Genomic DNA, 24,217 nt, shown 5'->3' with positions numbered 1-24,217 from the left:
ACCGGGCTTCGCAGGCATCGTCAATCCGCAGGGCGATGGTGGCAAGAAAGCCCGGTCACCAGGGTGATCACGTATAAGCCGTAACCCATCGTGCAGGGAAAGCCGGATGATCCGGTTCACCTGTGGTCTACTCGTGCGCTTCTTGTGCACGAACGCGGGTGCAATCGGCGCCCGGCTTTCCCTGCGCCCTCTTGTTTGAGGAGGGTGAAACTGATGACAAGCCTCGGGGGCGCCGCGCCGCGAGAATGCGAAGGTGTGCCTGGAATTGTGAAATGAAGATCGCGTTTTCTTACCCTCCCCTGGAGGGGGAGGGTCGGCTCGCTTTGAGCGCAGCGAGATGCGAGACGGGGTGGGGTGATCTCTCAACTCGGACACTGTTCGAATGGCGAGACCTTCACCCCACCCCGCCGCTCCTTTCAGTCGCGACGACCCTCCCCCTCCAGGGGAGGGTGAACCGAACATCATCCGCTTGGCCATGCTTCCACCCGTCAACCCAACGGTAACGAGTTTTCTTTACACTCTGCCAACCATAAGCCGCCGCGTTTCCCCGGCTTATCGGCGAGCGAGTGCGTATCATGTTGCGTTTGAAGATCCTGGCCTCGGCCGTTCCGTTGCTGATTGCCGCCGTGTTCGCGCGCGGCGACTTCCTGCCCGGCGCGCGGCCCTGCATCGCGATCGGGGAAGGTTCGGTCCAGCTCACCTCGCTGTCCTGGCAGGCGCAATCTCACGTCAGCTTCACCCGCGATCCCTCGCTGGCCACCGTGCGGGTCCAGCTCACCGACAATGCCGCGGCCGCCGATTTTGCCGTGCTCGACGATATCGACAGCACCGAAGCACATGGCTGCGAAGTCAACGCCGCGACCCGCTTCGTGGCGATCTCCGCCACGTCAACGGCATCCGGGCCCGTGATTTATCTCTCGCCGCACGGTCCCGCCGATTACCGGATTTTTGTCAGCTCGAAGCAGTTTTCGGCGCGCGATGCCGCCGCCCTCATCGTCGGCGCCAATGGCGCGCCGCGCCGGCTGGCTGCCGCCGCCTTCTGAGCTTTTGGTTTGACGCGTTTTCTTCACGCGAACCGGTATCCACTTCGCTCGAAAACGCTCTGCTATTAACGTCTTGTAAACCACGTTCCGATCGGACGACGCCAGACCATCCGGCCTCAAGCACTTCGCAAGGTCGCCGCGCCATCTTCAGCGCCGCGACAGATGCGGTAGTACAGCGACAGGGTCACGGCATGAAGCGGCGGATTTTCCGGATCAAGGTACGCATACGCCGTTTCGCCCGGCGCCACCCGTGGCTCACCTTCACCTTCCGCTCCTTCATGATCTTCTCGGCCGCCTTCGGCGGCGCCTATGGCTTCATCTCCGGCAGCCGGGTCGAGGGTTCCGGTTATGATCCCCACGCCTTCGCGATCGGCGCCAGCTTCCTGTTCGCGCTGGCCTGCGTCGCGCTCGCCACGCTGAGCTTCCGGCTGCGCTGGGTGCGGCAGACCATGCGCAAGATGGCGCTGCACAACGAGGCGCTGGTCGACCGCAATTGGGAACTGCAGGAGGCCGAGCAACGCGCCCGCAGCCTGTTCGAATCGCAGGGCGACCTGATCGTGCTGCGCGCCGGCGACGGCCGCATCACCTTCGCCAACGATGCCTATTGCGAACTGGCGGCACTGCCGCGCGAAAAACTGATCGGCAGCCGTTTTGCGCTCAAAGTGCTGGAGCAGGGCGGCACCGCGATCGAGACCAACGGCACCAGGATCCACGACCAGAAAATCGCGACCGCGCGGGGCGCGCGCTGGATCGCCTGGCGCGAAGGCCTTGTTCGTAGCGATGCCGGCGCGCCTTCGGAGATGCAGAGCGTCGGCCGCGACGTCACCGACCGCACCGAGACCGAGCGCGCGCTCGGCGAGGCCCGCGATCACGCCGACGCCGCCAACCGCGCCAAGTCGCGCTTCCTGGCGATGGCGTCGCATGAAATCCGCACGCCGCTGAACGGCATCATCGGCATGAGCGGCCTGCTGCTGGATACGCCGCTGACGCCGGAACAGGCGACCTATGCCAGGGCGGTGAAGACCTCGGGCGACGCGCTGCTGTCGCTGATCGAGGAGCTGCTGGATTATTCCAAGATCGAGGCCGGCAAGATCGATCTCGAACACCGCCCCTTCGCGCTCTCGGCCCTGATCGAGGACATCACCGAATTGCTGGCGCCGCGGGCGCAGGCGCGGCAACTCGAAATCGCGGCCTATGTCGACGAGCGGCTGCCGATGGAAGTGCTCGGCGACGCCGCGCGGCTGCGCCAGGTGCTGCTCAATCTCGCCGGCAACGCCATCAAATTCACCTCGACCGGCGGCGTAGCGCTGATCGTCGAGCCTGGCCTCTGGCCCAATGAAATCAGTTTCCTGGTGCGCGACACCGGCATCGGCATCGCACCCGAAGCGCGGGAGCGGATTTTCCGCGAGTTCGAGCAGGCCGACGAGCGCATCGCGCGCAGCTATGGCGGCACTGGCCTGGGCCTCAGCATCTCCGAGCGAATCGTCAAGCGCATGGGCGGTCGCATCACGCTGCAGAGCGAGCTTGGCAAAGGCTCGACCTTCGAAGTGTCGATTCCGCTCGCGGCCGCCGAAGGCAAGGCCAGCGAACAACCTGCGTTTGCCGCGCCGGATCTGACCGATCAATCGATCATGCTGGTCGGGCCACAGAGCATCGAGGCTTCCCTGATCGCGCGGCGGCTGCAGCGCTGGGGCGGCCAGACCTGCATGGTTTCCGATATCGCGGTGGCGCGGGCGCTGCTGCCGGAGCGGACCTGGCACGCCGTGCTGCTCGACCACGCTCTCGGCGCCAGCGAAGTCGCCGCATTGGCTGAAGCCGCCCGCACCCATGCGACGCAACGCATCGTGTTGTTCACGCCGGCCACCCGCCATGAACTGCAATCCGCCACCGCCACGGCTTTCACCGGCTATCTGATCAAACCGCTGCGCGCGGCCTCGCTGGCGACGCGCCTGAGCATGCCACCGGAAGTGCCGGCGCCGGATCTGGCCGGCGATGCCCTGATCGATACATCGGACAATGTCGCAGCGCCTTCGATCGCGCCGGCGCGCGGGCTTTCGATCCTGGTGGCGGAAGACAACGAGATCAACGCGCTGTTGATGCGCTCGCTGCTGACGCGACTGGGACATCTTGCCGTCATCACCACCAATGGCGAGGAAGCGCTGGAATCCTGGCTGGCGGCCAAATCCGCCGGCGCGCCCTATGACCTGGTGCTGATGGATATCCAGATGCCGCGGCTCGACGGCATCGAGACCACGCGGCGGATCCGCGAGTGCGAGGCCGGCCAGCCCGGCCGGCAGACGCCGATCCTGGCGCTTACCGCGAATACGCTGGTGGAAGACCGCTACGCCTGCTTCGAAGCCGGCATGGACGGCTTTCTCATCAAGCCGCTCGATCGCGAAAAGCTCGCCGATGCGCTGGCGGGCCTCGCCGCTTCAAGGCATCTCGCGGCCTAAAGCCCTGTCATCCGCCGGCAATGGCGGCGTCACATGGCTGTTGGATGCCCGTGATCTCTCAACCCTCGAAGACCGCACCGATTCGCGGTCGCGAGGGAAGCCATGCAGAACGGCGAATTGGCGCGATCGACGCAGCGCCTGATCCGGTTGCTGCGGCCGGAGACGATCGGAGCCACCGCGCAGGCGGCGATCACCTGGTTCAAGCCGCTTCCGGTCACGCTGGGGCGGCTCGGCACGCTCGAGGTCCGGCTAGCGCAGGAGAAGCGCGAAGTCAGGCGCGCGCAAAAGCTGCGCTACCGCGTGTTCTACCGGGACGGCACCGCCATCGCCGATGCCGCGACGCTGCTGGCCCGCCGCGACAAGGATGGGTTCGACAGGATCTGCGATCATCTGATGGTGATTGATCACGCCGCCAAACCGTCGATGCGCGGCAGACTGCCGGTGGTCGGTACCTACCGCCTGCTGCGCCAGGAGGTGGCGGAACGCAATGGCGGTTTCTACACCGAGAACGAGTTCGACATATCAAGCCTGACCGATCGCCATGCCGGCTTGCGCTTTCTCGAACTCGGGCGATCCTGCGTGCTGCCGCGCTACCGCACCAAGCGCACCGTCGAACTGCTGTGGCACGGGATCTGGGCCTATGTCCGCCAGCACCGGCTCGACGTCATGATCGGCTGCGCGTCGTTCGAGGGCACCGATCCCGATCGGCTGGCGCTGCCCTTGTCGTTCCTGCATCACTACGCACAGGCCCCGGCAGCCTGGCGCGCCAGCGCACATCCCTCCCGCCGGATCGAGATGAACCGGATGGCGAAGGAAGCAATCAATCCGAAGGCAGCGCTTCACGAGCTGCCGCCTTTGATCAAGGGATATCTGCGATTGGGCGCCTTCATCGGCGACGGCGCCGTGATCGACCATCAGTTCGGCACCACCGACGTGCTGATCGTGATGCCGGTATCCGCGATCAGCGCCCGCTACATCGAGCACTTCGGGGCCGATGCCTCGCGGCACGCGGCCTGACGCGTCGGCCTAGAGCCGACGCAGCGCCACGGTTTCGACCATGTGGTCGGCGCCTTTCTTGAGGATCAGCGTCGCCCGCGGCCGGGTCGGCAGGATGTTGTCCTCGAGGTTGGCGAGGTTGGTGCGCTCCCAGATCGCCAGCGCGGTGGCGGTGGCTTCCTCGTCGGACAGCGGCGCATAGCGATGGAAATACGATCGCGGGTCGGTGAACGCGGTGTCGCGCAGCGCCAGAAAGCGCCGGACATACCAGTTGCGCAGCACCGGCTCGTCGGCGTCGATATAAACAGAGAAATCGAAGAAGTCCGACACCACCGGAACCGCCTTGCCGTCGCGCGGCAGCCGGCCGGTCTGCAGGACATTGACGCCCTCGACGATCAGGATATCCGGCCGGTCGACCTCGACCCATTGATTGGGAACGATGTCATAGGTCAGATGCGAATAGACCGGCGCCCGCACCTTGCGCCGTCCCGCCTTGATGTCGCTGAGAAACGACAGCAGCATCGGCAGGTCGTAGCTCTCCGGAAAGCCCTTCTTCTGCATCTGGCCCTGCCGTTCCAGCGCCGCATTGGGAAACAGGAAGCCGTCGGTGGTCACCAGCTCGACCTTCGGCCGCGGCGACCAGCGCGCCAGCAGGGCCTGCAGCACGCGCGCGGTGGTCGATTTGCCGGCTGCCACCGAACCGGCGACGCCGATGATGTAGGGCACCTTGCGATCGCGGATGCCGAGGAATTGTCGTTGCGCCTGATAGAGCCGCAGCGTCGCATCGACATAGATCGACAACAGCCGCGACAGTGGCAGATAGATGTCCTCGACCTCTCTCATATCGAGGCGGTCATGCAACGAACGCAGCCGCTCGAACTCGCCCGGCTCCAGCGTCATCGGCGTGTCGTCGCGCAGGCGCGCCCACTGCTCCCGCGAGAATATCCGGTATGGGTTGTATTGTTGATCCGGTGCCCGAATGTCCATCCAGCCGCCTCTAGCGTTGCCCTTGGTTTTTAGTGTCCTTGGCTCTTACGTGTCGCGCTTGCGCGCGGCTTTTTCTTCCAGTCCGGACGTGCCGGTGCGCTGTGCCAGCGCGGCCTCGACCTCTTCAAACCGGACGTCGCGCGATTTCAGCAGCACCAGCAGGTGAAATAGCAGATCGGCACTTTCGGCGATCAGGTGGTCGCGGTCATTCTCGACCGCGGCAATCACGGTTTCCACCGCCTCCTCGCCAAGCTTCTTGGCGCAATGCTCCGCACCCCTGTTGAGAAGTTTGACAGTGTAGGACGCCTCGCCCCCCGCCGCTGCACGGGCGTCGATGGTGGCAGCCAGATCATGGATCGTGAAACGCGGCATCAACTCAAACCCGACACGCGCGCCGCGGAAGTCGGGCGCTTTCTCCTTGCGGTATGTAGCACTTCTGTCTCCGGGAGTCGTCAGGGATCGAGCCGCATCGGCAGGCCGGCGCGCACCATGTGGTCCTTGGCCTGACGTATGGTGAATTCCCCGAAGTGAAATATCGACGCCGCCAGCACCGCGGTCGCATGGCCCTGCCGGATGCCGTCGACCAGATGATCGAGATTGCCCACCCCGCCGGAGGCAATGACCGGAACACGGATACTGTCGGCCACCGCCTGGGTCAGCGGCAAGTCGAAACCCTGCCTGGTGCCGTCCCGGTCCATCGAGGTCAGCAGGATTTCGCCGGCGCCGAGCGAGACTACTTCCTGGGCATATTCGATGGCGTCGATCCCGGTGGAATTGCGCCCGCCATGGGTGAAGATTTCCCAGCGCTCGCCGCCACCGCCACGCTTGACGCGCTTGGCGTCGATCGCCACCACGATGCACTGATCGCCGAATTTCTCCGCCGCTTCCTTGACGAATTCGCGGCGGCTGACCGCGGCGCTGTTGATCGACACCTTGTCGGCGCCGGATCGCAGCAGCATCTTGATGTCGTCGACGGTGCGCACCCCGCCGCCCACGGTCAGCGGCATGAAGCAGGCTTCCGCCGTGCGCCGGACCACCTCCATCATGGTGCCGCGATTTTCATGCGTGGCGGTAATGTCGAGAAAGCACAGTTCGTCGGCGCCGGCGGCGTCATAGGCGATGGCCGCCTCGACGGGATCGCCGGCGTCGCGCAGGTCGACGAAGTTGACACCCTTGACCACCCGCCCGTCCTTGACGTCGAGGCATGGAATGACGCGCACCTTGAACATCTATTACTCCTAGGCCGCGGCGCGCGCGTTGCGGATCAGCGTCAAGGCTGCCGCGGGATCGAGACGGCCGTCATAGAGCGCGCGGCCCGCGATCGCGCCGGCGAGCTTGCCGGCGCGCGGCGCCAACAGCGCCTTGACGTCCTCGATCGAGGCAAAACCGCCGGAGGCGATGACGGGGATGGAAATGCGCTCGGCAAGCTCGATCGTGGCGTCGAGATTGAGGCCCTTCAGCAGGCCGTCGCGCGCGATATCGGTGAAGATGATCGCGGCGACACCGGCATCCTCGAAACGCCGCGCGATTTCCAGCACGGTAACCTGCGAGGTCTCGGCCCAGCCCTCGACCGCGACCTTGCCGTCGCGCGCGTCGAGACCGACGGCGACACGGCCGGGGAATTTTTTCGCAGCCCCCTTCACCAGCTCGGGATCGCGCACCGCGGCGGTTCCGATGATGACGCGGGTGACGCCCTTGGCGAGCCATGCTTCGACGGTCGCGATATCGCGAATCCCGCCGCCGAGCTGCACCGGCATGGTGACGGCCCTCAGCATCGATTCGACGGCAGCCGCGTTCATCGGCTTGCCGGCAAAAGCGCCGTCGAGATCGACCACGTGCAGATATTCAAACCCCTGCGCGGCAAAGCTCTGCGCCTGCGCCGCGGGTTCGAGGTTGAATACCGTGGCGCGCGCCATGTCGCCCTGCTCGAGGCGGACGCACTGGCCGTTCTTCAGATCGATGGCGGGAAAAAGAATCACGGCTTCCATCTCAAGAAGTTCGAAATCAGGGCCAGCCCGAAGCGCTGGCTCTTCTCCGGGTGAAACTGCGTGCCGATCGCGGTGTCCTTGCCGACCATCGCGGTCACCGGCCCGCCGTAATCGGCGCGCGCCAGCACTTCCGACTCGTTGGTGGCATTGAGGTGATAGGAGTGCACGAAATAAGCATGGCGGCCTTTTGGGCCGAGCGGCAGCCGCTCGAGCACCGGATGCTCCCGGACCATGTCGAGCGTGTTCCAGCCCATATGCGGAATTTTCAGGTTCTCTTCGCGCGGCGAAATCTTTTCGACGTCGCCCGCGATCCAGTTGAAGCCGTCTGTCGTGACGTGCTCCTTGCCGCGGGTCGCCATCAGCTGCATGCCAACGCAGATGCCGAAAAACGGCCGCGCCTTGTCGCGCACCGCTTCGGTCATGGCCTCGATCATGCCGTCGAGCGCATCCAGACCCCTTCGGCAATCGGCGAAAGCGCCGACCCCGGGCAGCACGATGCGGTCGGCGCGGTACACCGTTTCGGGATCGCGGGTCACCACGATCTTTTCCGGCACATCCATGCCGCGCGCGGCGCGTTCGAACGCCTTCGCGGCCGAGTGCAGGTTGCCGGAGCCGTAATCGATAATGGCAACGCTCACCGCGAACCTCCCGGTTCCGGAAACAATCCGATGATGTCGCTTCGCGGCAGTGGCGGCGGCCGTGAAAACGGCTGGCCGGGAACATCCCGCGTCGGCGGCGGCCCGCCGCGCTCGACCGCCAGCTGATCGTTGACAAGCGAGCGCTGCTTGGCGGTCCAGCGATCGAAAAACCGCCGCTCGGCGGTTTCCAGATCCTCCGCCACCACGATGTCGAGCTGGCGCCAGTTGCGCCGCGACAGGGTCCAGCGCCGCAGGCTCGCCGCTTCAAGGCCCATCAGCAGCGCCAACAGGATGTCGACGAGAAAGATCGCATTGCCGCCAACGCCGAGCGCCGCCGTTCCGAAACCGACCGCGACCATCACGGCAATCCAGCCGATCAGCGCCAGCCACAGTCCATGCCAGAGCAGCCAGACCGGACCCAGCAGGGCCGCCCAAAAATGAAAGCCGTCGCGAACGAAGGCGAACCTGTCGGCCGCCCGAATCCCCGCATCGTTCAGTACTGGAGCATGAACCGTGTAGACCGGCATCGTATCTCTCCGCCGCGAACCTTTAGTTTGAGCATGACCTTTTCGGAAAACCGGTTCCCACTTTTCCGGATCATGCTCGAAAATCAGCCACCGAGCTGACCCTTGGTGGACGGCACTTCGCCCGCGGCGCGCGGATCGATCGCGACGGCCGCACGCAGCGCCCTCGCCAGACCCTTGAAGCAGGATTCGGCGATATGATGGCTGTTCTCGCCATATAGGGTCTCGACGTGCAAAGTCACGCCGGCATTGATCGCAAAGGCATTGAACCATTCGCGAACCAGTTCGGTGTCGAACGCGCCGATCTTGTCGCGCGGAAACTCCACCTTGAACACCAGCACCGGACGGCCGGAAATGTCGATCACGACCCGCGACAGCGTCTCGTCCATCGGCATATGGACCCCGGCATAGCGGGTGATCCCGGCCATGTTGCCGAGCGCCTGCTTCACCGCCTGTCCGATCGCGATGCCGACATCCTCCGTGGTGTGGTGGTCGTCGATGTGGAGGTCGCCAACCGCCTTCACGGTGAGGTCGATGCGCGAATGCCGGGCCAGGAGATCGAGCATATGATCGAAAAAGCCGACCCCGGTCGCGACGTTGGACACGCCTGATCCGTCGAGGTTCACCGTCACCTCGATATCGGTCTCTTTGGTCTTGCGCTTGATGGTCGCCGTGCGCATGAAAACTGCTTTCCTTTAGCCGAAAACGCGGCCCTTTTAACAGGCCGATGCCGCCTTCGCTACTGCGGGATGACCCGCCGGAGGCCGAACTTGGGCCTATGGTGACCGGAATCCGGCTCCAAACGCCCGCCGATTGTAACCGCAGCCGCGAACCCCTAAATCTGGGCGAACGCGAGGTATTACATGCAGGAATCACAATCCCAGTCGCCGGGCTGGCACGGCACCACCATTTTGACGGTCCGCAAGGGCGGCAAGGTGGTGATCGGCGGCGACGGCCAGGTCTCGATCGGCCAGACCATCATCAAGGGCAACGCCAAAAAGGTGCGTAAACTCGGCAAGGGCGACGTGATCGGCGGCTTTGCCGGCGCCACGGCCGACGCCTTTACCCTGTTCGAGCGGCTGGAGAGCAAGCTCGAGCAGTATCCGGGGCAATTGACCCGTGCCGCGGTCGAACTCGCCAAGGACTGGCGCACTGACCGCTATCTGCGGCGGCTGGAAGCCATGATGATCGTCGCCGACAAGGATGTCTCGCTGGTCCTGACCGGCACCGGCGACGTGCTGGAGCCGGAAACCGGCGTGATGGCGATCGGATCCGGCGGCAATTACGCCCTGGCGGCCGCCCGCGCTTTGGTCGATTCCGACAAGGACGCCGAAACCATCGTGCGCCGCGCGCTCGATATCGCCGCCGACATCTGCGTCTATACCAACCGCAACGTGACCCTCGAGACCCTCTAGGGAGCACGGCCGGTGGTGACGCTGCCTTATGTCTTCCGTCCGATGACAGCGGCCGACCTGCCGCTGGTTCAACGCTGGCTTCGGGAGCTGCATGTCGCCGAATGGTGGCACGATCCCGAGGCTTTCGAGTTTGTCAGCGGCGATCTGGGTCATCCGGATATGGCGCAGTTCATCGTGACGCTGGATGGCCGGCCGTTCGCCTATCTGCAATGCTATCGTATGAGCGAATGGCATAGCGGCTTCGGTCCGCAGCCGGCGGGCACGCGCGGGATCGACCAGTTCATTGGCGAGGCCGATATGATGGGGCGGGGCCACGGGTCCGCATTCGTCAGCACCTTCATTGAAGAGCTGCTTCGCAATGGTACGCCCCGCGTCGTGCTTGACCCCCGCCCAACGAACCCGCGCGCCATACGCGCCTATGAAAAAGCCGGCTTCGTCAAGGACCGCCTGGTCGATACCCCCGATGGCGAGGCCCTGCTGATGGTGCGCAATCCATGACGCTCGAACGCAACGCCGCCCCCGCCGCCAGCGGCCTTTCACCATGGCAATGGACCTTGATCGCGGGCTGCCTGGTTGCCCTGCAGGCCGCGATCCTGTTTGCGATGGGCCGGCTGCCGTTCTGCGCCTGCGGCTACGTGAAAGTCTGGCACGGCGTGGTGCTGAGCTCGGAGAACTCGCAACACATCGCCGACTGGTACACGTTTTCGCACATTCTCCACGGCTTCCTGTTTTACGGCGCCGCCTGGCTGCTGCTGCCGAAGGCGCCCTGGCCCGCGCGCCTGATCGCCGCCATGATGGTCGAAGGCACCTGGGAGCTGGTGGAGAATTCCGACTGGATCATCAACCGCTATCGCTCCGGCACCGCATCACTGGATTATTTTGGCGACAGCATCGTCAATTCGGTCGCCGATATGGGGGCGATGATCGCGGGCTTCCTGCTGGCGAAGCGGCTTCCGGTGGCGGGGACCGTGGCACTCGGCCTGTTGTTCGAGCTCGTGCTGTTGCTTCACATCCGCGACAATCTGACACTGAACATCATCATGCTGATTCATCCCGTCGAGGCGATCAAGCTGTGGCAGGCGGGGCCGCCGATCATCTGATGCCGCTTGTGCCGGCCACATTTTGAACCTAGCTAGGACCCATGATCGACTTCTCTCCCCGTGAAATCGTTTCCGAACTCGACCGCTTCATCGTCGGCCAGGCCGACGCCAAGCGCGCGGTGTCCATCGCGCTGCGCAACCGCTGGCGGCGGCTGCAGCTCACCGGCCTGCTGCGCGAGGAAGTGCTGCCGAAAAACATCCTGATGATCGGCCCGACCGGCGTCGGCAAGACCGAAATCGCCCGGCGGCTGGCGAAACTGGCCGGCGCACCCTTCATCAAGGTCGAAGCCACCAAGTTCACCGAGGTCGGCTATGTCGGCCGCGACGTCGAGCAGATCATCCGCGACCTGGTCGAGGTCGCGATCGCGCAAACCCGCGAACGCAAGCGCAAGGACGTGCAGGCCCGCGCGCAGCTCGCCGCCGAGGAGCGCGTGCTCGATGCCCTGGTCGGTCCCGGCTCCGGCCCCTCGACGCGGGATTCATTTCGCAAGAAACTGCGCGGCGGTGAACTCAACGACAAGGAAATCGAGATCGAGACGCAGTCTTCCGGCGGCACCCCGATGTTCGAGATTCCCGGGATGCCCGGCGCGCAGCTGGGCGCGATCTCGATCGGCGATATCTTCGGCAAGATGGGCGGACGGACCAAGACCCGCCGCCTGACGGTGGCGGATTCCCACGAACTCCTGGTCAACGAGGAATCCGACAAGCTACTGGACAACGATCAACTGGTGCAGGAAGCGATCCATGCGGTCGAGAACAACGGCATCGTGTTTCTCGACGAGATCGACAAGATCTGCGTACGCGACGGCCGAACCGGCGGCGACGTTTCGCGCGAAGGCGTGCAGCGCGACCTGCTGCCGCTGATCGAGGGCACCACGGTCTCGACCAAGCACGGCGCCGTCAAGACCGACCATATCCTGTTCATCGCGTCAGGCGCGTTTCACATCGCAAAGCCGTCGGACCTGCTGCCGGAATTGCAGGGGCGGCTGCCGATCCGCGTCGAGCTGGAGGCGCTGACCCGCGACGACATGCGCCGCATCCTGACCGAGCCGGAGGCATCGCTGATCAAGCAATATGTCGCGCTGCTGCAGACCGAGGGCGTCACGCTCGATATCACCGCCGACGCCATCGACGCGCTTGCCGACGTGGCGGTTGCGGTCAACTCCACGGTCGAGAATATCGGCGCGCGGCGACTGCAGACCGTGATGGAGCGCGTGCTCGACGAAATCTCCTTCGCCGCCCCCGACCGCCATGGCGAGACCATCCAGATCGATGCCGCCTATGTGCAGAAGCACGTCGGCGACCTCGCCAAAAACACCGATCTGAGCCGGTTCATTCTGTAGATCTGCGACGATCTCATCGTCGTCCCTGCGAACGCCGGGGCCCATAACCCCGGTCGCCTGTCGTAGACGGGATATCTACCGCCACGCACAAACGCGACGTCACGGCGTATGGATCCCGGCTCGCGCTCGCAAGGGCTCGCTTGGCCGGGACGACATCGAGGGGAATGCCGCGTTGCGTGCCACACTTCGGTCGTGTGATAACCGCACCTGATCGAGCCGCTGCTTCGGGTGCCGAATGAATCTGCGTTTGCGGGAAAACCCCTGGCGGCTGATGCTCGCGGTCAACATCGCGGTGCTCATCGGCGTCTTTCTCTACAAGCTGCCGCGCGAGCCCTATGTCCCCTACATCCATCTGTTGGTCGACTATCACTTTGGTTTTACAAAACGCGCATTGATCGGCGCGGCCATTTCGTTGTTCTTCGACAAGGTACCGGTCTGGCTGGTGTTTGCGCTGTCCGGCGCGGTGTGGCTAATCACGCTCGCTTTATTCGTAAAACTGTTCCGGCGCACCTTTGGCTTTGACGAAGAAAACCTGCCGCTGTTCGTCTTCATGGCGGGATCGCCGTTCTTTCTGAAGAATTTCATGCACACGCTCGGGCATTTTGACATTTACGGCTGTGCGCTGGCGATTTGCCTGCTCCTCATCCCCGCACGCTCCGTTGCCTTCGTGCTGCTCGCCGCCGCGGCGTCGATGATTCTTATTCTGATCCATCACATTCATCTCCTGATGTATGTGCCGACCATCGCCGTCATCGTGGTGCTGCGCTATTACCTGGTGCAGGGAGTGACCCGGCAGAATGCAAGCGCCGGGATCGCCGCGATCCTCGCCGTCGGTCTGCTGTTCTTCGCCGCGCAGTTCTGGGGATCGCTTGATGTCCCCGAGGCGGAGTTCGTTCAATATCTGCAGGGCCGCATGGCCGATCCATCGCGCAGCAACCTGCTGAGCTTCAGTTTCATCTGGTACCAGTCGCTCGCGCAGGAAATCCACGACACCTGGCAGCGGATGCCGTCGAACCTGCTGGGCGTGCCGGTGTTCGCATTCCTGATCTGGCTGCACGCCCCGCTCTGGAGATATTCTGCGAACCTTATCCGATCGCTGTCGGATCCGTTGCATCGCCGCATCGTAATCGCGGCGATCGTTGCGGTAAGCGCGGCCTATCTGGTGATGTTCGCAATCGTGTTCGATTATTCACGCTGGATTTCGAACTGGGCGGTCTGCATGTTCCTGATCCTGCATGCGGTCAAGACCTTGCGGGCCTCGCGCGAGGTGCCGCTTATCTCGCACGATGATCGAAAGACCACTATTCTCGGCTGGGTCGTGACGGTGATCCCGCGCGTCGGGATCGTGCGACCGTTCTAGGTTCTCGATCGCCTGACCCGCACATACAGCGCGCCCTCGCCGCCATGGCCGATATGGGCTTCCTCGAAGCCGACCACCAGCGAGCGGAATTCAGGCAGGCTCAGCCATTGCGGCACCTGGCGGCGCAGCACGCCGCGTTCGGATTCGGCGCCCAATTTGCCCTTGCCGGTGATGACGAGCACGAAAGTCAGGCCCTCGCTGTGGGCGCGCTGCAGGAAGCCGAACAGCACGCGGTGCGCGCGGGTCTGCGTCATGCCGTGCAGATCGAGCCGTGCATCGATCTCCTTGCGGCCGCGTGACAGCTGCGAACGCTCGCGGCGCCCGAGCGGCGCCAGCGGCGGGGCGGCAGGCGGCAACACGGGCCTCGCAACCCGCGGAATTTTGGCCGGCGGAAGCTGCTTCAGCGGACTTGTCGGTTTTGCGGCCACCGTTGCCGCATCCGGCGGCGCCGCCTGCGGCTTCGCGGCGCGCGCCTTCTTGCGCAGCGGCTTTGTCTGCTTGGCGACGCTCTCCCACAGCGCGCGCTCTTCCTCGCTCAGGCTGCGCCTGCGCCGCGGCGCTGCGGGCAGTTCCGGGATCACGGGCGGACGCTTCATCGACTGTGACGGTAATGGCGATGATGACGATAGCGATGGCGGCGCGTCTCGCGGCTCGGGGCGACACTTGGCCGCGCTTCCGGCAACGGGACGGGTTTGGCGACCGCCGCCGCTGCGGGCGCCGCGTCCCTTGTAGCTGAAGCCGCGGAAGCCTCCGTCGGCTTCGCGTCCTTGGGCTTATCCTTGAGGGGATCGACCTGCGGAAACAGTTTTGCAATTTTCTCCGACGGCCGCGGGTCCGGCACCGGCATCTTGCGGCCCCTCGCGAGGGGATCGAGGCTGTTCGGGACCAGGATGACGAAGCGCGCATTGTGCCGAAACCGGCCCGATATCTTTCCGGCCTCGGCGCCGGCGCCGAACTAGCGATCGGCGCGCGCCGGACCGACGATCGCCGATCCCGTGTCCTGCGCGATCATCAGCCGGCGGAACGGCGTCTTCGATTGCTCCGAGTCGATCGGCAAATCGCCCTCGATGAAGAACGGCGTGCCGTAGACATGCAGCGCCTTGTCGACGGCGATCGAGCGGCCCGCCGTCAGCGGAACGCCCTGGGCGCCGGATGGTTCATCCGTGTCGGAGAGATTCACTTCCCGAAAGAACACGTAGGAGCGGTTCTGCCGCCGCAATTCGTTGGCGCCGTCGGGGTTCTGCTCCATCCACTCCCGGATCTTCTGCATCGACATTTGATCCTTGGGAATGATGTTGCGTTCGATCAGGATGCGGCCGACCGGCGTATAGGAAAAGCCGTTATGCGCGTCGTAATTGATGCGAACGGTGGAGCCGTCCTCGAGGCGTACGCGCGCCGAGCCCTGGATCTGCGTGAACAGCAAATCGGTCTGGTTCTTGAGCCAGACGATTTCGAGACCGCGTCCGGCAATCGCGCCGTCCTCGATCTGGGCGCGATCGTAATAGGGCACGAGCTTGCGGCGGCCGATCTTGCGGAACACCTCGCCCTTGTTGGGCAAGCCCGCGGAATTCTGACTGGTGCCGCGGACGAACAGATTGGAAGGGCGGCGATAGACCGGCACGGTGTAGACGTCGGTCTGGGTCCTGGAGCCGTCGATGATGGGCTCGTAGTAGCCGGTCACAAAACCCTCGGCTTCGCCAAGCCGCGAAATCCGCAAGGGAAGAAAATGCTGCTCGAAAAAGGCCTTGGCCCTGGCCCCGTCATCGATATCGAGCGCGCGGGCGGCCCTGCAGGGATCCCGCAGCGAGGTACCCAGCGCCTTCGGTTCGGCGGGGGGTTTGCGTTGCGCCGCGATCGGCCTGCAGCTCGTGCGAAACGCCTTGTAGGGGAGCAGATGGTCGTCCTCGCTCCAGCCCGCGATATCGGCCCACGCCACCGGTGCATATTGGCTGCCGCTGATTTCAAGCGGCCAGGCGAGCTGCGGATATGGCAGGGGGCGAGCGGCCGGAAGATGCGGACGCCCGTGATGCGAAGCGTGGGAACGATGCGCGGCTGATACGCTCGATGGCGCCAGCGACAATACCGCAGCTATCGCGCCAAGCGCGACGGCATACCGGACGGCGCCGCGCGCGTTATTGAGCGCTTCCCGTGCCAACCAGCTTCCAGTTCGGATCGCGTGAGGTGATGTCGCGGGCGAAGGTCCAGACATCGGTGATATCGGCGACCGTATCGGCGCTGCCGTCGACAACCGTGCCGGCCTTGTCGCGGGTGGCCGTGATCATCTGCGACACGAAGCGAACGGTCAGCTGCGCCGCGCGGTCGCGGGCTTCCGCTCCGACCAGCTCGGCCTTGTCGATCGAAACGAAGCGCGTTTCGGTCTTCTGCTCGTGCTTCTCGCGATCCTTGATCACGGTCTCGAAACTCTCGTAGACCTCGGACGACAGCAGGTCCTTCAGCGCGCGGCGGTCGCCATTGGCGAAAGCCAGCACGATCATCTCGTAGGCGCTCTTCGCGCCGCTGAGGAAATGCCGCGGGTCGAACGAGGAATCCTGGGCGGCGATGGCATCGAGGCCCAGCGCCAGCGGCGTGCCCGCCTCGGCCAAACCCTTCCAGCGGTCGGTCGGGGGGACAACATCGGCGGTCGGCGCCAGCGGCGCCTGGTCGATCACCGCGCCCGGGATCGGTACCACGTTGTTATTGTCCTGCGCCCCGGTCAGCACGTTGCGCGCCGCGCGATCGAAGGGCGGGCGCTCGTTTCCGGTGCGCTGTCCGAGAACGTTCCGCAGGCGCAGGAAGATGAAGACCGCCAACGCCAGGAAGATGATGGTGTAAATATCCACGTCGCATTCGCTTTCTGGTCTGCACCGGCGATCGGCCGGTGGTAGAGCGTTTCGATCAGGAAACGGCAGAGATTAAATCATGGAATGGGTCTTCAGCATGTAGGCACGAAACGAGGCCTAGCCAATGGCTCGCTCGGGCATCAGAAGCTATGCCCCCGGAAACAGGCCAAGCCAAGGCCTATTGCCTGTTTGCCATAACGCAATTGTAGCGCGTTTTTGCGACGGGTGGAAACCCGATCGTGCCCGGAAATGGCGCATATTCAACAATTTAGGCCATCCCGAACCGATCCGGCCTGCCCACGGGATGCCTGATTCGCGGAGCCGGCCGATCCCCGGGGTGCCCTGGACCGCTACCGGCGATTGTCGTCCTTGTGGACCAAGCCGCGGCTATGATAGCCACTCGCCCCGACATCGGCCTTTTCGTACCTCACGAGCGAATTCAGACGCAAAACCCGCCCCGCTCGGCTTCAGGAGAGATTTTCATGACCAACGGCAATGGCGCACCTCCCGAGGCAGCCGCTCCTCCTCAGTTGAACGTGTTGGCACAGTATACCAAGGACCTGTCGTTCGAGAATCCGAACGCGCCGGCCTCGCTGGCACCGCAGCAACAACAGCCTGCGATCAATATCCAGATCAACGTCAGCGCCAACAATATCGCCGAAAACGAGTTCGAAGTGACCCTTTCGGTCGAAGGCAAGGCTGAAAACGCCGGCAAGGTGATGTTCAGCTTCGATCTTGCCTATGCCGGCGTGTTCCGGATCATGAACGTGCCGCAGGAAAACCTGCATCCGCTGGTCATGATCGAGTGCCCGCGGCTGCTGTTCCCGTTCGCACGCGAGATCATCGCGACGTCGGTGCGCGATGGCGGGTTCCCGCCGCTGATGCTGGATCCGGTCGATTTCGTCGGTCTGTATCGCTCAAATCTGGAGCGGCAGGCTGCGGCGCAGGCCGGACAGGCAAAGCCGAGCTAATCGCGACCGGGCCTGGTTCCCGTCAGCCGCCCAGGAACTCGTTCCAGATTGGCTTGTCGCCCAGCGTGGCGACAAAGGCCCGATGGGCCGCGCGATCTTCATCGGTGACGCGCGGCGCGAGCGGCGCCTCGCGGACCCGCCGCGGCATTTCGCCGTACCCACCACCGGCGCGCACGTCACGGGTCTCCGTCGCCAGGATCAGCTGCGACTGCCGGGCCCCGATCAGATCGATATAGACCTCGGCCAGCAGTTCCGCGTCGAGCAAGGCACCGTGCTTGGTGCGGCGGGAATTGTCGATCGCATAGCGCGAGCAGAGATCGTCGAGACGGTTCGACACCCCCGGATGCTTGCGCCGCGCCAGCATCAGCGTGTCGATCAGCCGGTCACGCACGATCGGGGGCCGCTTGATGCGGTCGAGCTCGGCATTGATGAAGCCGATATCGAACGACGCATTGTGGATCACCAGCGGCGCGTCGGCGATGAATTCGAGGAACTCGTCGACCACCTGGGCGAACAGCGGCTTGTCGGCGAGGAACTCGCTGGAAAGGCCGTGCACGGCAAAGGCCTCGGCCGGCATGGAGCGTTCCGGATTGATGTGCCGGTGAAAGGTCTGCCCGGTCGGCATGCAATTGATCATCTCGACGCAGCCGATTTCAACCAGCCGGTCGCCGCGCAGCGGGTCGAGGCCGGTGGTTTCGGTATCAAGAACGATTTCGCGCATGGGTCTGGTCCGGAAGACGGCGAATCAGCTGCGCCGCTGCGGCATTTTAACAACCTGTTGCAGAATGTCGCGGATCTGGACCCGCACCGGGTCGAGACCATGCGATGTATCCACCACGAAATCCGCCCGCTTGCGTTTTTCGGAATCCGGCAGCTGCCGCGCCAAAATGGAATCGAGCGCTTCGCTGGTCATGGTGCCCCGCGCCATGATTCGGGCGCGCTGGTTCTCCGGCGAGGTCGTCACCACCACCACCGCATCGACGCGCTTCTCGCCCCCGGTCTCGTACAGCAGGGGCACGTCAACCACGGCCACCGGTGCGCCGGCTAGCTCGGCATCTGCGAAAAATTTCTGCCGCGAGGCGCCCAGCATCGGATGGACGATCTGTTCGAGCTGCTTCATCGCGACGGGATCGTGCACCACGCGCGCCGACAATTTCTGGCGATCGACCTTGCCGCCGGCGGTGGTGCCGAGAAATGCCGCTTCGATCGCCGGCGCCGCCGCGCCTTCGTATAATTGATGCACGGTAGCATCGGCGTCATAGACCGGGACGCCGGCTTCCGCGAACAATTTCGCGGTGGTGGATTTTCCCATTCCGATCGAACCGGTCAGTCCAAGAATGATCATTCAACCTTCGCCATTCGTAATTCGCAGGGTTCGTTGTCAGACGCCGAGCAGCCGCGCGCTGCGCAGAAACGCGAGCAATGGCAGCAGCGGCAATCCGAGGATGGTGAAGTGATCGCCGTCGATGCGTTCGAACAGATGCACCCCCAGCCCTTCCAACTGATAGGCGCCGACGCTCGAGGTCACCGCCTCGCCTGCTTCATCCAGATAGGTCCGGATTTCCGCACCGCTGAGCTGCCGCATGGTCATGCGCGCGACAGCCGTGGTCTCGAACAATATCTTGCCGTCGCGCGCCACCGCAACGGCGGAATGCAATTCATGGCTGCGGCCGGCGAGATCACGCAATTGCCCGGCGGCCTGGACTCGGCCGGCCGGCTTGCTGAACAGCCGATTCTCAAGGGCCAGCGTCTGGTCGGCGCCGATGACATATTTTCCGGGTTGGCCCAGCGACACGGCTTGCGCTTTCGCGCGCGCCAAAAGGGCAGCTATTTCACCGGGCGCTAGCAGGCCAGAGGCTTGTTGCACGGCGCGCTCATCGATGTCGGCCGGAACGGCTTCGAAGACAATGCCGGCATTGGCCAGCAGCATTTGCCGCGCGCGGCTTTGCGACGCCAGCACCAACGGTTCTTTGCCGCGCCACAGCGTCATTCGGACATCCGCTGCCGCTGCCGGTCGGTGAACAGTTTCAGTATCGCCGCAGCCGTCTCTTCGATCGATCGCCGCGTCACGTCGAGTTGGGCCCAATTGAATCGCGCACTCAATTTCCGGGCAAAGGCGACTTCATCGGTGACCGATTGCCGATCGATATAGGTGTCATTGTCGCGGTCACCCATGCTCAGCAGCCGGTTCTGCCGGACCTGAATGAGACGCTCAGGCGTCGCGTGAAGGCTGACCACCAGCGGCTTTTTCAGCGTCTCCAGCTGATGCGGAATCGGAATGCCCGGCACCAGCGGAACATTCGCGGTGCGGATGCCGCGATTGGCGAGATAGATCGAGGTCGGCGTTTTCGAGGTGCGGGATACACCGACCAGGATGACCTCGGCCTCTTCCAGCCCTTCGACATGCTGGCCGTCGTCATGCATCATCGTATAGTTCAGCGCGTCGATCCGCTTGAAATATTCCGCATTCAAGACGTGTTGCGCGCCGACGCGGCCCGTCGTGGCGGCGCCGAGATAGGCCTGAAATAATTGCATCACCGGGCCGATGATCGACAGGCTCGGGATGTTCATTTCCTTGCACTTGGCTTCCAGCCGGGCGACCAGATCTTTTTCCAGCAAGGTGAACAGCACGATCCCGGGCGCCTCCTCGATCTCGTCGAGCACGCGGTCGAGCTGCTTCTGGCTGCGGACCAAGGGATAGACGTGTTCGACCGGCGTCACATTGGCGTATTGCGCGGCCACCGCGCGCGCCACCGTGATCAGGGTCTCACCGGTCGAATCGGACACCAGATGAAGATGAAAATAATTGCCGGTCGTAGGCACCGAGACCCCTGTGTATCCTGTGAATCGCTGTGGAGTTTACCTGAGAGAATCGAAGACGAACCGAGCTCTCCGGGATAACCCGGCTTTTTCTGCACAGGCCTCCCGTTCGGGATAACTCCATCCGGTCGGCGCAATGATAGTGGGGTTATGTGGACTTGTCTCTTGATAAACCGTCCGTCATGCCAGCCAAGCAATTGAAACAGATCATGATATCCGGCTCATCGGGATATCGGCTGGATATGTTGATGGATGTGAACAAGTGCGGACAAGGTTGGGGCAGATTTGCGCGGGCGCTAATCACAGCTACTTAGACTCAAACCTAAGATTCTAAACTTAGTTATTTAGAAAGGCTGGGGGTGAGGATATGTCTGCCTTCGAGCCAGGACCGCCCTCGTGCTAAGCCTGCTTCACCGTAACGCTGCGATCCGGTGAGACGTTCCAGGGTTGCGGCGGAAGATTAGCGAACCGGGGTTGAGACGACGCGATGTACGAATGGATCTACCTGTGGATTAAGGCGCTGCATGTCATCGCGGTTATCGCGTGGATGGCCGGCATGCTCTATCTGCCGCGGCTGTTCGTTTATCACTGCGTAGCGGAGGTCGGATCGAAGCAGTCCGAGACGTTCAAGATCATGGAACGGCGGCTGCTGAAAGCGATCATCAACCCCGCGATGATCGTGACCTGGCTGGCCGGGCTCTACCTCGCCTGGTCTGGTGGCTGGTTTGCCGCCGGCTGGTTCCACGGAAAATTGCTGCTGGTGCTGGTAATGTCCGGCGTCCACGGGTTTTTTGTCCGCTGGGTGAAGGATTTCGCTGCCGACCGGAATACCAAAAGTCAGAAATTTTACCGTATTATCAATGAGATACCGACTTCTCTGATGATTGGCATCGTGATTCTCGTGATCGTGAAGCCGTTTTGAGGGGTATCGCCTTCAACATCTCGAACGGCGACCTGCTTGCGAAACTCCCTCCGATTTTCTATATTGCTGAAATCCCACCCCACGCAGGCGGATGTGGTCGTGTTCCGGTTTTCCATTGAACCGGCCGCCGCATCAGGTTTGAAGCCTCTCCGGCGCTTTCCTTGCTCAGACCTGCGGACCTTCCTTTTGCTCGCGTCCGCATTTTCTTAAAGCCTCCTCGCAACCCTCCCCAACGTTACTCCACAGGACCATCCCAATGCGGGAAATGAAACTTCAAGACCTCAAAGCCCAGACGCCGGCCGAGCTCGTCTCGTTCGCGGAAGAGAAGGGGGTCGAAAACGCCAGCACGATGCGCAAGCAGGAGCTGATGTTCGCTATTCTCAAGCAGCTCGCGATCCAGGAAACCGACATTATCGGCGAAGGCGTCGTCGAGGTTCTCTCCGACGGTTTTGGCTTCTTGCGCTCGCCGGACGCCAACTATCTGCCGGGACCTGACGACATCTACGTTTCGCCGTCGCAGATCCGCCGCTTCGGATTGCGCACGGGCGATACCATCGAGGGCCATATTCGCAGCCCGAAGGAAGGCGAACGTTATTTCGCGCTGCTGAAGGTCAACACGCTGAACTTCGAGGACCCCGAAAAGTCCAAGCACAAAGTCAATTTCGACAATCTGACGCCGCTGTTTCCCGATCAACGCTTCCGGCTCGAACTCGAGGACCCCACCAGAAAGGACCTTTCTGCGCGGGTTATCGATATCGTGGCCCCGATCGGCAAAGGCCAGCGCGCGTTGATCGTGGCGCCGCCGCGCACCGGCAAGACGGTGCTGATGCAGAACATCGCGCACTCGATCACCGCCAATCACCCGGAATGCTATCTGATCGTTCTGCTGATCGACGAACGTCCCGAGGAAGTCACGGACATGCAGCGCTCGGTGAAGGGCGAAGTGGTTTCCTCGACCTTCGACGAGCCCGCCGTGCGTCACGTCCAGGTCGCCGAGATGGTGATCGAGAAGGCCAAGCGGCTGGTTGAACACGGCCGCGACGTCGTGATCCTCTTGGATTCGATTACGCGTCTGGGGCGGGCCTACAACACTGTGGTGCCGTCATCCGGCAAGGTGCTGACCGGCGGCGTCGACGCCAACGCGCTGCAGCGGCCCAAACGCTTCTTCGGCGCCGCGCGCAACATCGAGGAGGGTGGCTCGCTCACCATCATCGCGACCGCGCTGGTCGATACCGGCAGCCGGATGGACGAAGTCATTTTCGAGGAGTTCAAGGGCACCGGCAATTCCGAACTGATTCTGGATCGCAAGGTCTCGGACAAGCGGACCTTCCCGGCGATCGACATCTCGCGCTCCGGCACCCGCAAGGAAGAACTGATCACCGATCCGCAACTCCTGAAGAAGATGTACGTGCTGCGCCGGATCCTCAATCCGATGGGCACCATGGATGCGATCGACTTCCTGCTCGACAAGCTGCGCAACACCAAGAACAACGCGGAATTCTTCGAATCGATGAATACCTGACCGGTCAAGCCGGCCTTGAACGGGCGTCCTTGCGCAGGCGAGGGCGCCCTTTTCGTTGCGGCTTATGCTGCGGTCCATGCTGCAGCAAATGTGCAGCATAACGACCGCATCAGCTCTGCCAGGATTACGCTAAGTATTTGATATGGCTGTTATTTAATGGATATCCGGCGATGCGTTCGTCGAACCGACCGGTGGCTGTGCGGCGGTCTGCCGAGCCGCCTGCCGGCATGCTTGCGCTGCTCCCCGGAAGCTGACCACGGGCAGTAATTGCGTTGCCTTTTCAAGGGCTCCGGCACAAATAGGCCGATGCATCCGCGGGAACAGACCATTTTTGCCCTTTCATCGGGCCGACCGCCGAGCGCGATTGCCCTGGTGCGGGTTTCCGGGCCGCAGGCCGGGGTGGCCCTGACCGCGCTCGCCGGCAGGATCCCGCTGCCGCGGATGGCGACGCGGGCGCTACTGCACGATGCTAATCGGCAGCCGATCGACGATGCGGTGGTGCTATGGTTTCCGGGCCCGGCCAGCGCGACCGGCGAGGATGTCGCCGAATTTCACGTCCATGGCGGCCGCGCGGTGCTGGCGGCGTTGTTCTCGGCGCTTGCGGCGTTCGAAAATGTCCGCCCCGCCGAGCCCGGTGAATTCACCCGTCGCGCGTTCGAGAACGGCAAGCTCGACCTCACCGAGGCCGAGGGACTCGACGACCTGATCCATGCCGATACCGACCGGCAACGCCGCCAGGCATTGCGCCAGTTGAAAGGCCTGCTCGGTGAACGAGCACGGGACTGGCGCGCCCGGATCATCGAGGCTTCGGCGTTGATCGAAGCCGGGATCGATTTCTCGGACGAGGGCGATGTGCCGGCCGAACTGCTCGCGCCGGCGCTCCTGAAGATCAAAGGGCTGCTGACGGAAATCGAAGAAGTCCTTGCGGCACAGGGCCGAAGTGAACGCCTGCGCGAGGGCCTCGTGGTTGCAATCGCGGGTCCGCCGAACGTCGGAAAGTCGACGCTGATGAATGCGCTGGCGCGACGCGAGGTCGCGATCGTCTCGCCGCATGCCGGCACCACGCGCGACATCATCGAAGTGCAGCTCGATCTCGACGGCTATCCGGTGACTGTGATCGACACCGCCGGGATTCGCGAGACCGACGATCCGGTGGAACAGGAAGGTGTGCGTCGCGCGCGGGCGCGGGCGGCAGAGGCGGACCTGGTGTTGTGGCTGGCCGATGCGCAGCACGACAGGATTCCGGCCGCGGGTGATGCGCCGGTTTGGCTGGTGCGCAACAAGATCGACCTCGT

Annotated in this window: 25 protein-coding genes and 1 pseudogene; 12 read left to right on the top strand and 14 right to left on the bottom strand. The window is 63.5% G+C overall.

What is annotated here, in order from left to right; genetic code table 11:
- Nucleotides 1-575: 575 nt before the first annotated feature.
- The 3 genes from Q7T45_RS03205 to Q7T45_RS03195 all read left to right on the top strand — a co-directional run bounded on the left by Q7T45_RS03205 (nt 576) and on the right by Q7T45_RS03195 (nt 4,513).
- A complete protein-coding gene (locus tag Q7T45_RS03205; protein ID WP_304867554.1) occupies nt 576-1,043 on the top strand; it encodes a hypothetical protein in 468 nt (155 codons plus the stop codon).
- 191 nt (nt 1,044-1,234) lie between these two features.
- On the top strand, nt 1,235-3,496 hold the full coding sequence (locus Q7T45_RS03200) for an ATP-binding protein (RefSeq protein ID WP_304867550.1): 2,262 nt from the start codon (nt 1,235-1,237) through the stop codon (nt 3,494-3,496).
- A gap of 102 nt (nt 3,497-3,598) precedes the next feature.
- The gene (locus Q7T45_RS03195; RefSeq protein WP_304867547.1) at nt 3,599-4,513 is read left to right on the top strand and encodes a GNAT family N-acetyltransferase; all 915 of its coding nucleotides are present in this window, start codon (nt 3,599-3,601) and stop codon (nt 4,511-4,513) included.
- Nucleotides 4,514-4,522: 9 nt separating this feature from the next.
- On the opposite strand, the gene coaA is transcribed toward Q7T45_RS03195, so the two are convergent.
- The 7 genes from coaA to hisB all read right to left on the bottom strand — a co-directional run bounded on the left by coaA (nt 4,523) and on the right by hisB (nt 9,309).
- Nucleotides 4,523-5,479, bottom strand: a complete 957-nt coding sequence (coaA, locus tag Q7T45_RS03190; protein WP_304867544.1) for a type I pantothenate kinase — start codon at nt 5,477-5,479, stop codon at nt 4,523-4,525.
- A gap of 45 nt (nt 5,480-5,524) precedes the next feature.
- On the bottom strand, nt 5,525-5,851 hold the full coding sequence (locus tag Q7T45_RS03185) for a phosphoribosyl-ATP diphosphatase (RefSeq protein ID WP_304867541.1): 327 nt from the start codon (nt 5,849-5,851) through the stop codon (nt 5,525-5,527).
- 80 nt (nt 5,852-5,931) lie between these two features.
- The gene (gene hisF, locus Q7T45_RS03180; protein ID WP_304739097.1) at nt 5,932-6,708 is read right to left on the bottom strand and encodes an imidazole glycerol phosphate synthase subunit HisF; all 777 of its coding nucleotides are present in this window, start codon (nt 6,706-6,708) and stop codon (nt 5,932-5,934) included.
- 9 nt (nt 6,709-6,717) lie between these two features.
- On the bottom strand, nt 6,718-7,458 hold the full coding sequence (gene hisA, locus Q7T45_RS03175) for a 1-(5-phosphoribosyl)-5-[(5-phosphoribosylamino)methylideneamino]imidazole-4-carboxamide isomerase (RefSeq protein WP_304867537.1): 741 nt from the start codon (nt 7,456-7,458) through the stop codon (nt 6,718-6,720).
- The gene (gene hisH, locus Q7T45_RS03170) at nt 7,455-8,105 is read right to left on the bottom strand and encodes an imidazole glycerol phosphate synthase subunit HisH (protein ID WP_304867534.1); all 651 of its coding nucleotides are present in this window, start codon (nt 8,103-8,105) and stop codon (nt 7,455-7,457) included. Before hisH ends, hisA begins: the two co-directional genes overlap by 4 nt.
- Nucleotides 8,102-8,632, bottom strand: coding sequence for a DUF2628 domain-containing protein (locus tag Q7T45_RS03165; protein ID WP_304867531.1), 531 nt, complete (start codon nt 8,630-8,632; stop codon nt 8,102-8,104). Before Q7T45_RS03165 ends, hisH begins: the two co-directional genes overlap by 4 nt.
- Before the next feature lie 83 nt (nt 8,633-8,715).
- Nucleotides 8,716-9,309 carry an imidazoleglycerol-phosphate dehydratase HisB gene (gene hisB / locus Q7T45_RS03160; protein WP_304867528.1) on the bottom strand — a complete coding sequence of 198 codons (594 nt, stop codon included), beginning with the start codon at nt 9,307-9,309 and terminating at the stop codon, nt 8,716-8,718.
- Between the two features lie 183 nt (nt 9,310-9,492).
- On the opposite strand from hisB, the gene hslV reads away from it, so the two are divergent.
- The 5 genes from hslV (at nt 9,493) to Q7T45_RS03135 (ending at nt 13,847) form a co-directional block, all read left to right on the top strand.
- Nucleotides 9,493-10,044 (top strand): ATP-dependent protease subunit HslV, encoded by a 552-nt coding sequence (gene hslV / locus Q7T45_RS03155; protein ID WP_304867525.1) that lies wholly within the window; start codon nt 9,493-9,495, stop codon nt 10,042-10,044.
- A gap of 15 nt (nt 10,045-10,059) precedes the next feature.
- Nucleotides 10,060-10,542, top strand: coding sequence for a GNAT family N-acetyltransferase (locus tag Q7T45_RS03150; protein WP_304867562.1), 483 nt, complete (start codon nt 10,060-10,062; stop codon nt 10,540-10,542).
- Nucleotides 10,539-11,144, top strand: a complete 606-nt coding sequence (locus tag Q7T45_RS03145; protein ID WP_304867522.1) for a DUF2585 domain-containing protein — start codon at nt 10,539-10,541, stop codon at nt 11,142-11,144. Before Q7T45_RS03150 ends, Q7T45_RS03145 begins: the two co-directional genes overlap by 4 nt.
- Before the next feature lie 41 nt (nt 11,145-11,185).
- Entirely contained in the window at nt 11,186-12,487 is a 1,302-nt protein-coding gene (hslU, locus tag Q7T45_RS03140) for an ATP-dependent protease ATPase subunit HslU (protein WP_304867519.1), read from the top strand.
- Between the two features lie 235 nt (nt 12,488-12,722).
- Nucleotides 12,723-13,847: a hypothetical protein gene (locus Q7T45_RS03135; protein WP_304867516.1), complete on the top strand. Its 1,125-nt coding sequence runs from the start codon at nt 12,723-12,725 to the stop codon at nt 13,845-13,847.
- Here the strand turns inward: Q7T45_RS03135 and Q7T45_RS03130 are convergent.
- The 3 genes and pseudogenes from Q7T45_RS03130 to Q7T45_RS03120 form a co-directional block, all read right to left on the bottom strand.
- A complete protein-coding gene (locus Q7T45_RS03130; protein WP_304867514.1) occupies nt 13,844-14,443 on the bottom strand; it encodes a Smr/MutS family protein in 600 nt (199 codons plus the stop codon). The two genes, Q7T45_RS03135 and Q7T45_RS03130, sit on opposite strands and share 4 nt — an antisense overlap.
- Nucleotides 14,440-16,056: pseudogene (locus tag Q7T45_RS03125) on the bottom strand (murein transglycosylase A). The gene Q7T45_RS03130 and the pseudogene Q7T45_RS03125 overlap by 4 nt, the downstream one beginning before the upstream one ends.
- Nucleotides 15,980-16,687: a Tim44/TimA family putative adaptor protein gene (locus Q7T45_RS03120; protein WP_304867512.1), complete on the bottom strand. Its 708-nt coding sequence runs from the start codon at nt 16,685-16,687 to the stop codon at nt 15,980-15,982. Before Q7T45_RS03120 ends, Q7T45_RS03125 begins: the two are co-directional and overlap by 77 nt.
- 482 nt (nt 16,688-17,169) lie before the next feature.
- On the opposite strand from Q7T45_RS03120, the gene secB reads away from it, so the two are divergent.
- Entirely contained in the window at nt 17,170-17,658 is a 489-nt protein-coding gene (gene secB, locus Q7T45_RS03115) for a protein-export chaperone SecB (RefSeq protein WP_304867558.1), read from the top strand.
- Between the two features lie 22 nt (nt 17,659-17,680).
- On the opposite strand, the gene dnaQ is transcribed toward secB, so the two are convergent.
- From dnaQ to Q7T45_RS03095, 4 genes are read right to left on the bottom strand one after another with little or no spacing between them, the layout of a single operon-like run.
- Nucleotides 17,681-18,379, bottom strand: coding sequence for a DNA polymerase III subunit epsilon (gene dnaQ, locus Q7T45_RS03110; RefSeq protein ID WP_304867511.1), 699 nt, complete (start codon nt 18,377-18,379; stop codon nt 17,681-17,683).
- A gap of 24 nt (nt 18,380-18,403) precedes the next feature.
- Nucleotides 18,404-19,003 carry a dephospho-CoA kinase gene (gene coaE / locus Q7T45_RS03105; RefSeq protein WP_304867508.1) on the bottom strand — a complete coding sequence of 200 codons (600 nt, stop codon included), beginning with the start codon at nt 19,001-19,003 and terminating at the stop codon, nt 18,404-18,406.
- A 36-nt stretch (nt 19,004-19,039) separates the two neighbouring features.
- A complete protein-coding gene (locus tag Q7T45_RS03100) occupies nt 19,040-19,648 on the bottom strand; it encodes a nucleoside triphosphate pyrophosphatase (protein WP_304867505.1) in 609 nt (202 codons plus the stop codon).
- The gene (locus Q7T45_RS03095) at nt 19,645-20,481 is read right to left on the bottom strand and encodes a pyruvate, water dikinase regulatory protein (protein WP_304867502.1); all 837 of its coding nucleotides are present in this window, start codon (nt 20,479-20,481) and stop codon (nt 19,645-19,647) included. The genes Q7T45_RS03100 and Q7T45_RS03095 overlap by 4 nt, the downstream gene beginning before the upstream one ends.
- Before the next feature lie 484 nt (nt 20,482-20,965).
- Between Q7T45_RS03095 and hemJ the strand changes: the two genes are divergently transcribed.
- From hemJ to mnmE, 3 genes are all read left to right on the top strand, one after another.
- Nucleotides 20,966-21,400, top strand: a complete 435-nt coding sequence (hemJ, locus tag Q7T45_RS03090; RefSeq protein WP_304867499.1) for a protoporphyrinogen oxidase HemJ — start codon at nt 20,966-20,968, stop codon at nt 21,398-21,400.
- Nucleotides 21,401-21,656: 256 nt separating this feature from the next.
- Nucleotides 21,657-22,922: a transcription termination factor Rho gene (gene rho / locus Q7T45_RS03085; RefSeq protein ID WP_029584660.1), complete on the top strand. Its 1,266-nt coding sequence runs from the start codon at nt 21,657-21,659 to the stop codon at nt 22,920-22,922.
- Between the two features lie 306 nt (nt 22,923-23,228).
- A partial coding sequence (gene mnmE, locus Q7T45_RS03080) for a tRNA uridine-5-carboxymethylaminomethyl(34) synthesis GTPase MnmE (protein ID WP_304867490.1) occupies nt 23,229-24,217 on the top strand: 989 nt, incomplete at its 3' end.

The organism is Bradyrhizobium sp. (assembly GCF_030646015.1).
GTDB lineage: Bacteria > Pseudomonadota > Alphaproteobacteria > Rhizobiales > Xanthobacteraceae > Bradyrhizobium.
Note: the sequence above shows the minus strand (reverse complement) of the source record. Positions and strands in the feature narration are given on the sequence as shown.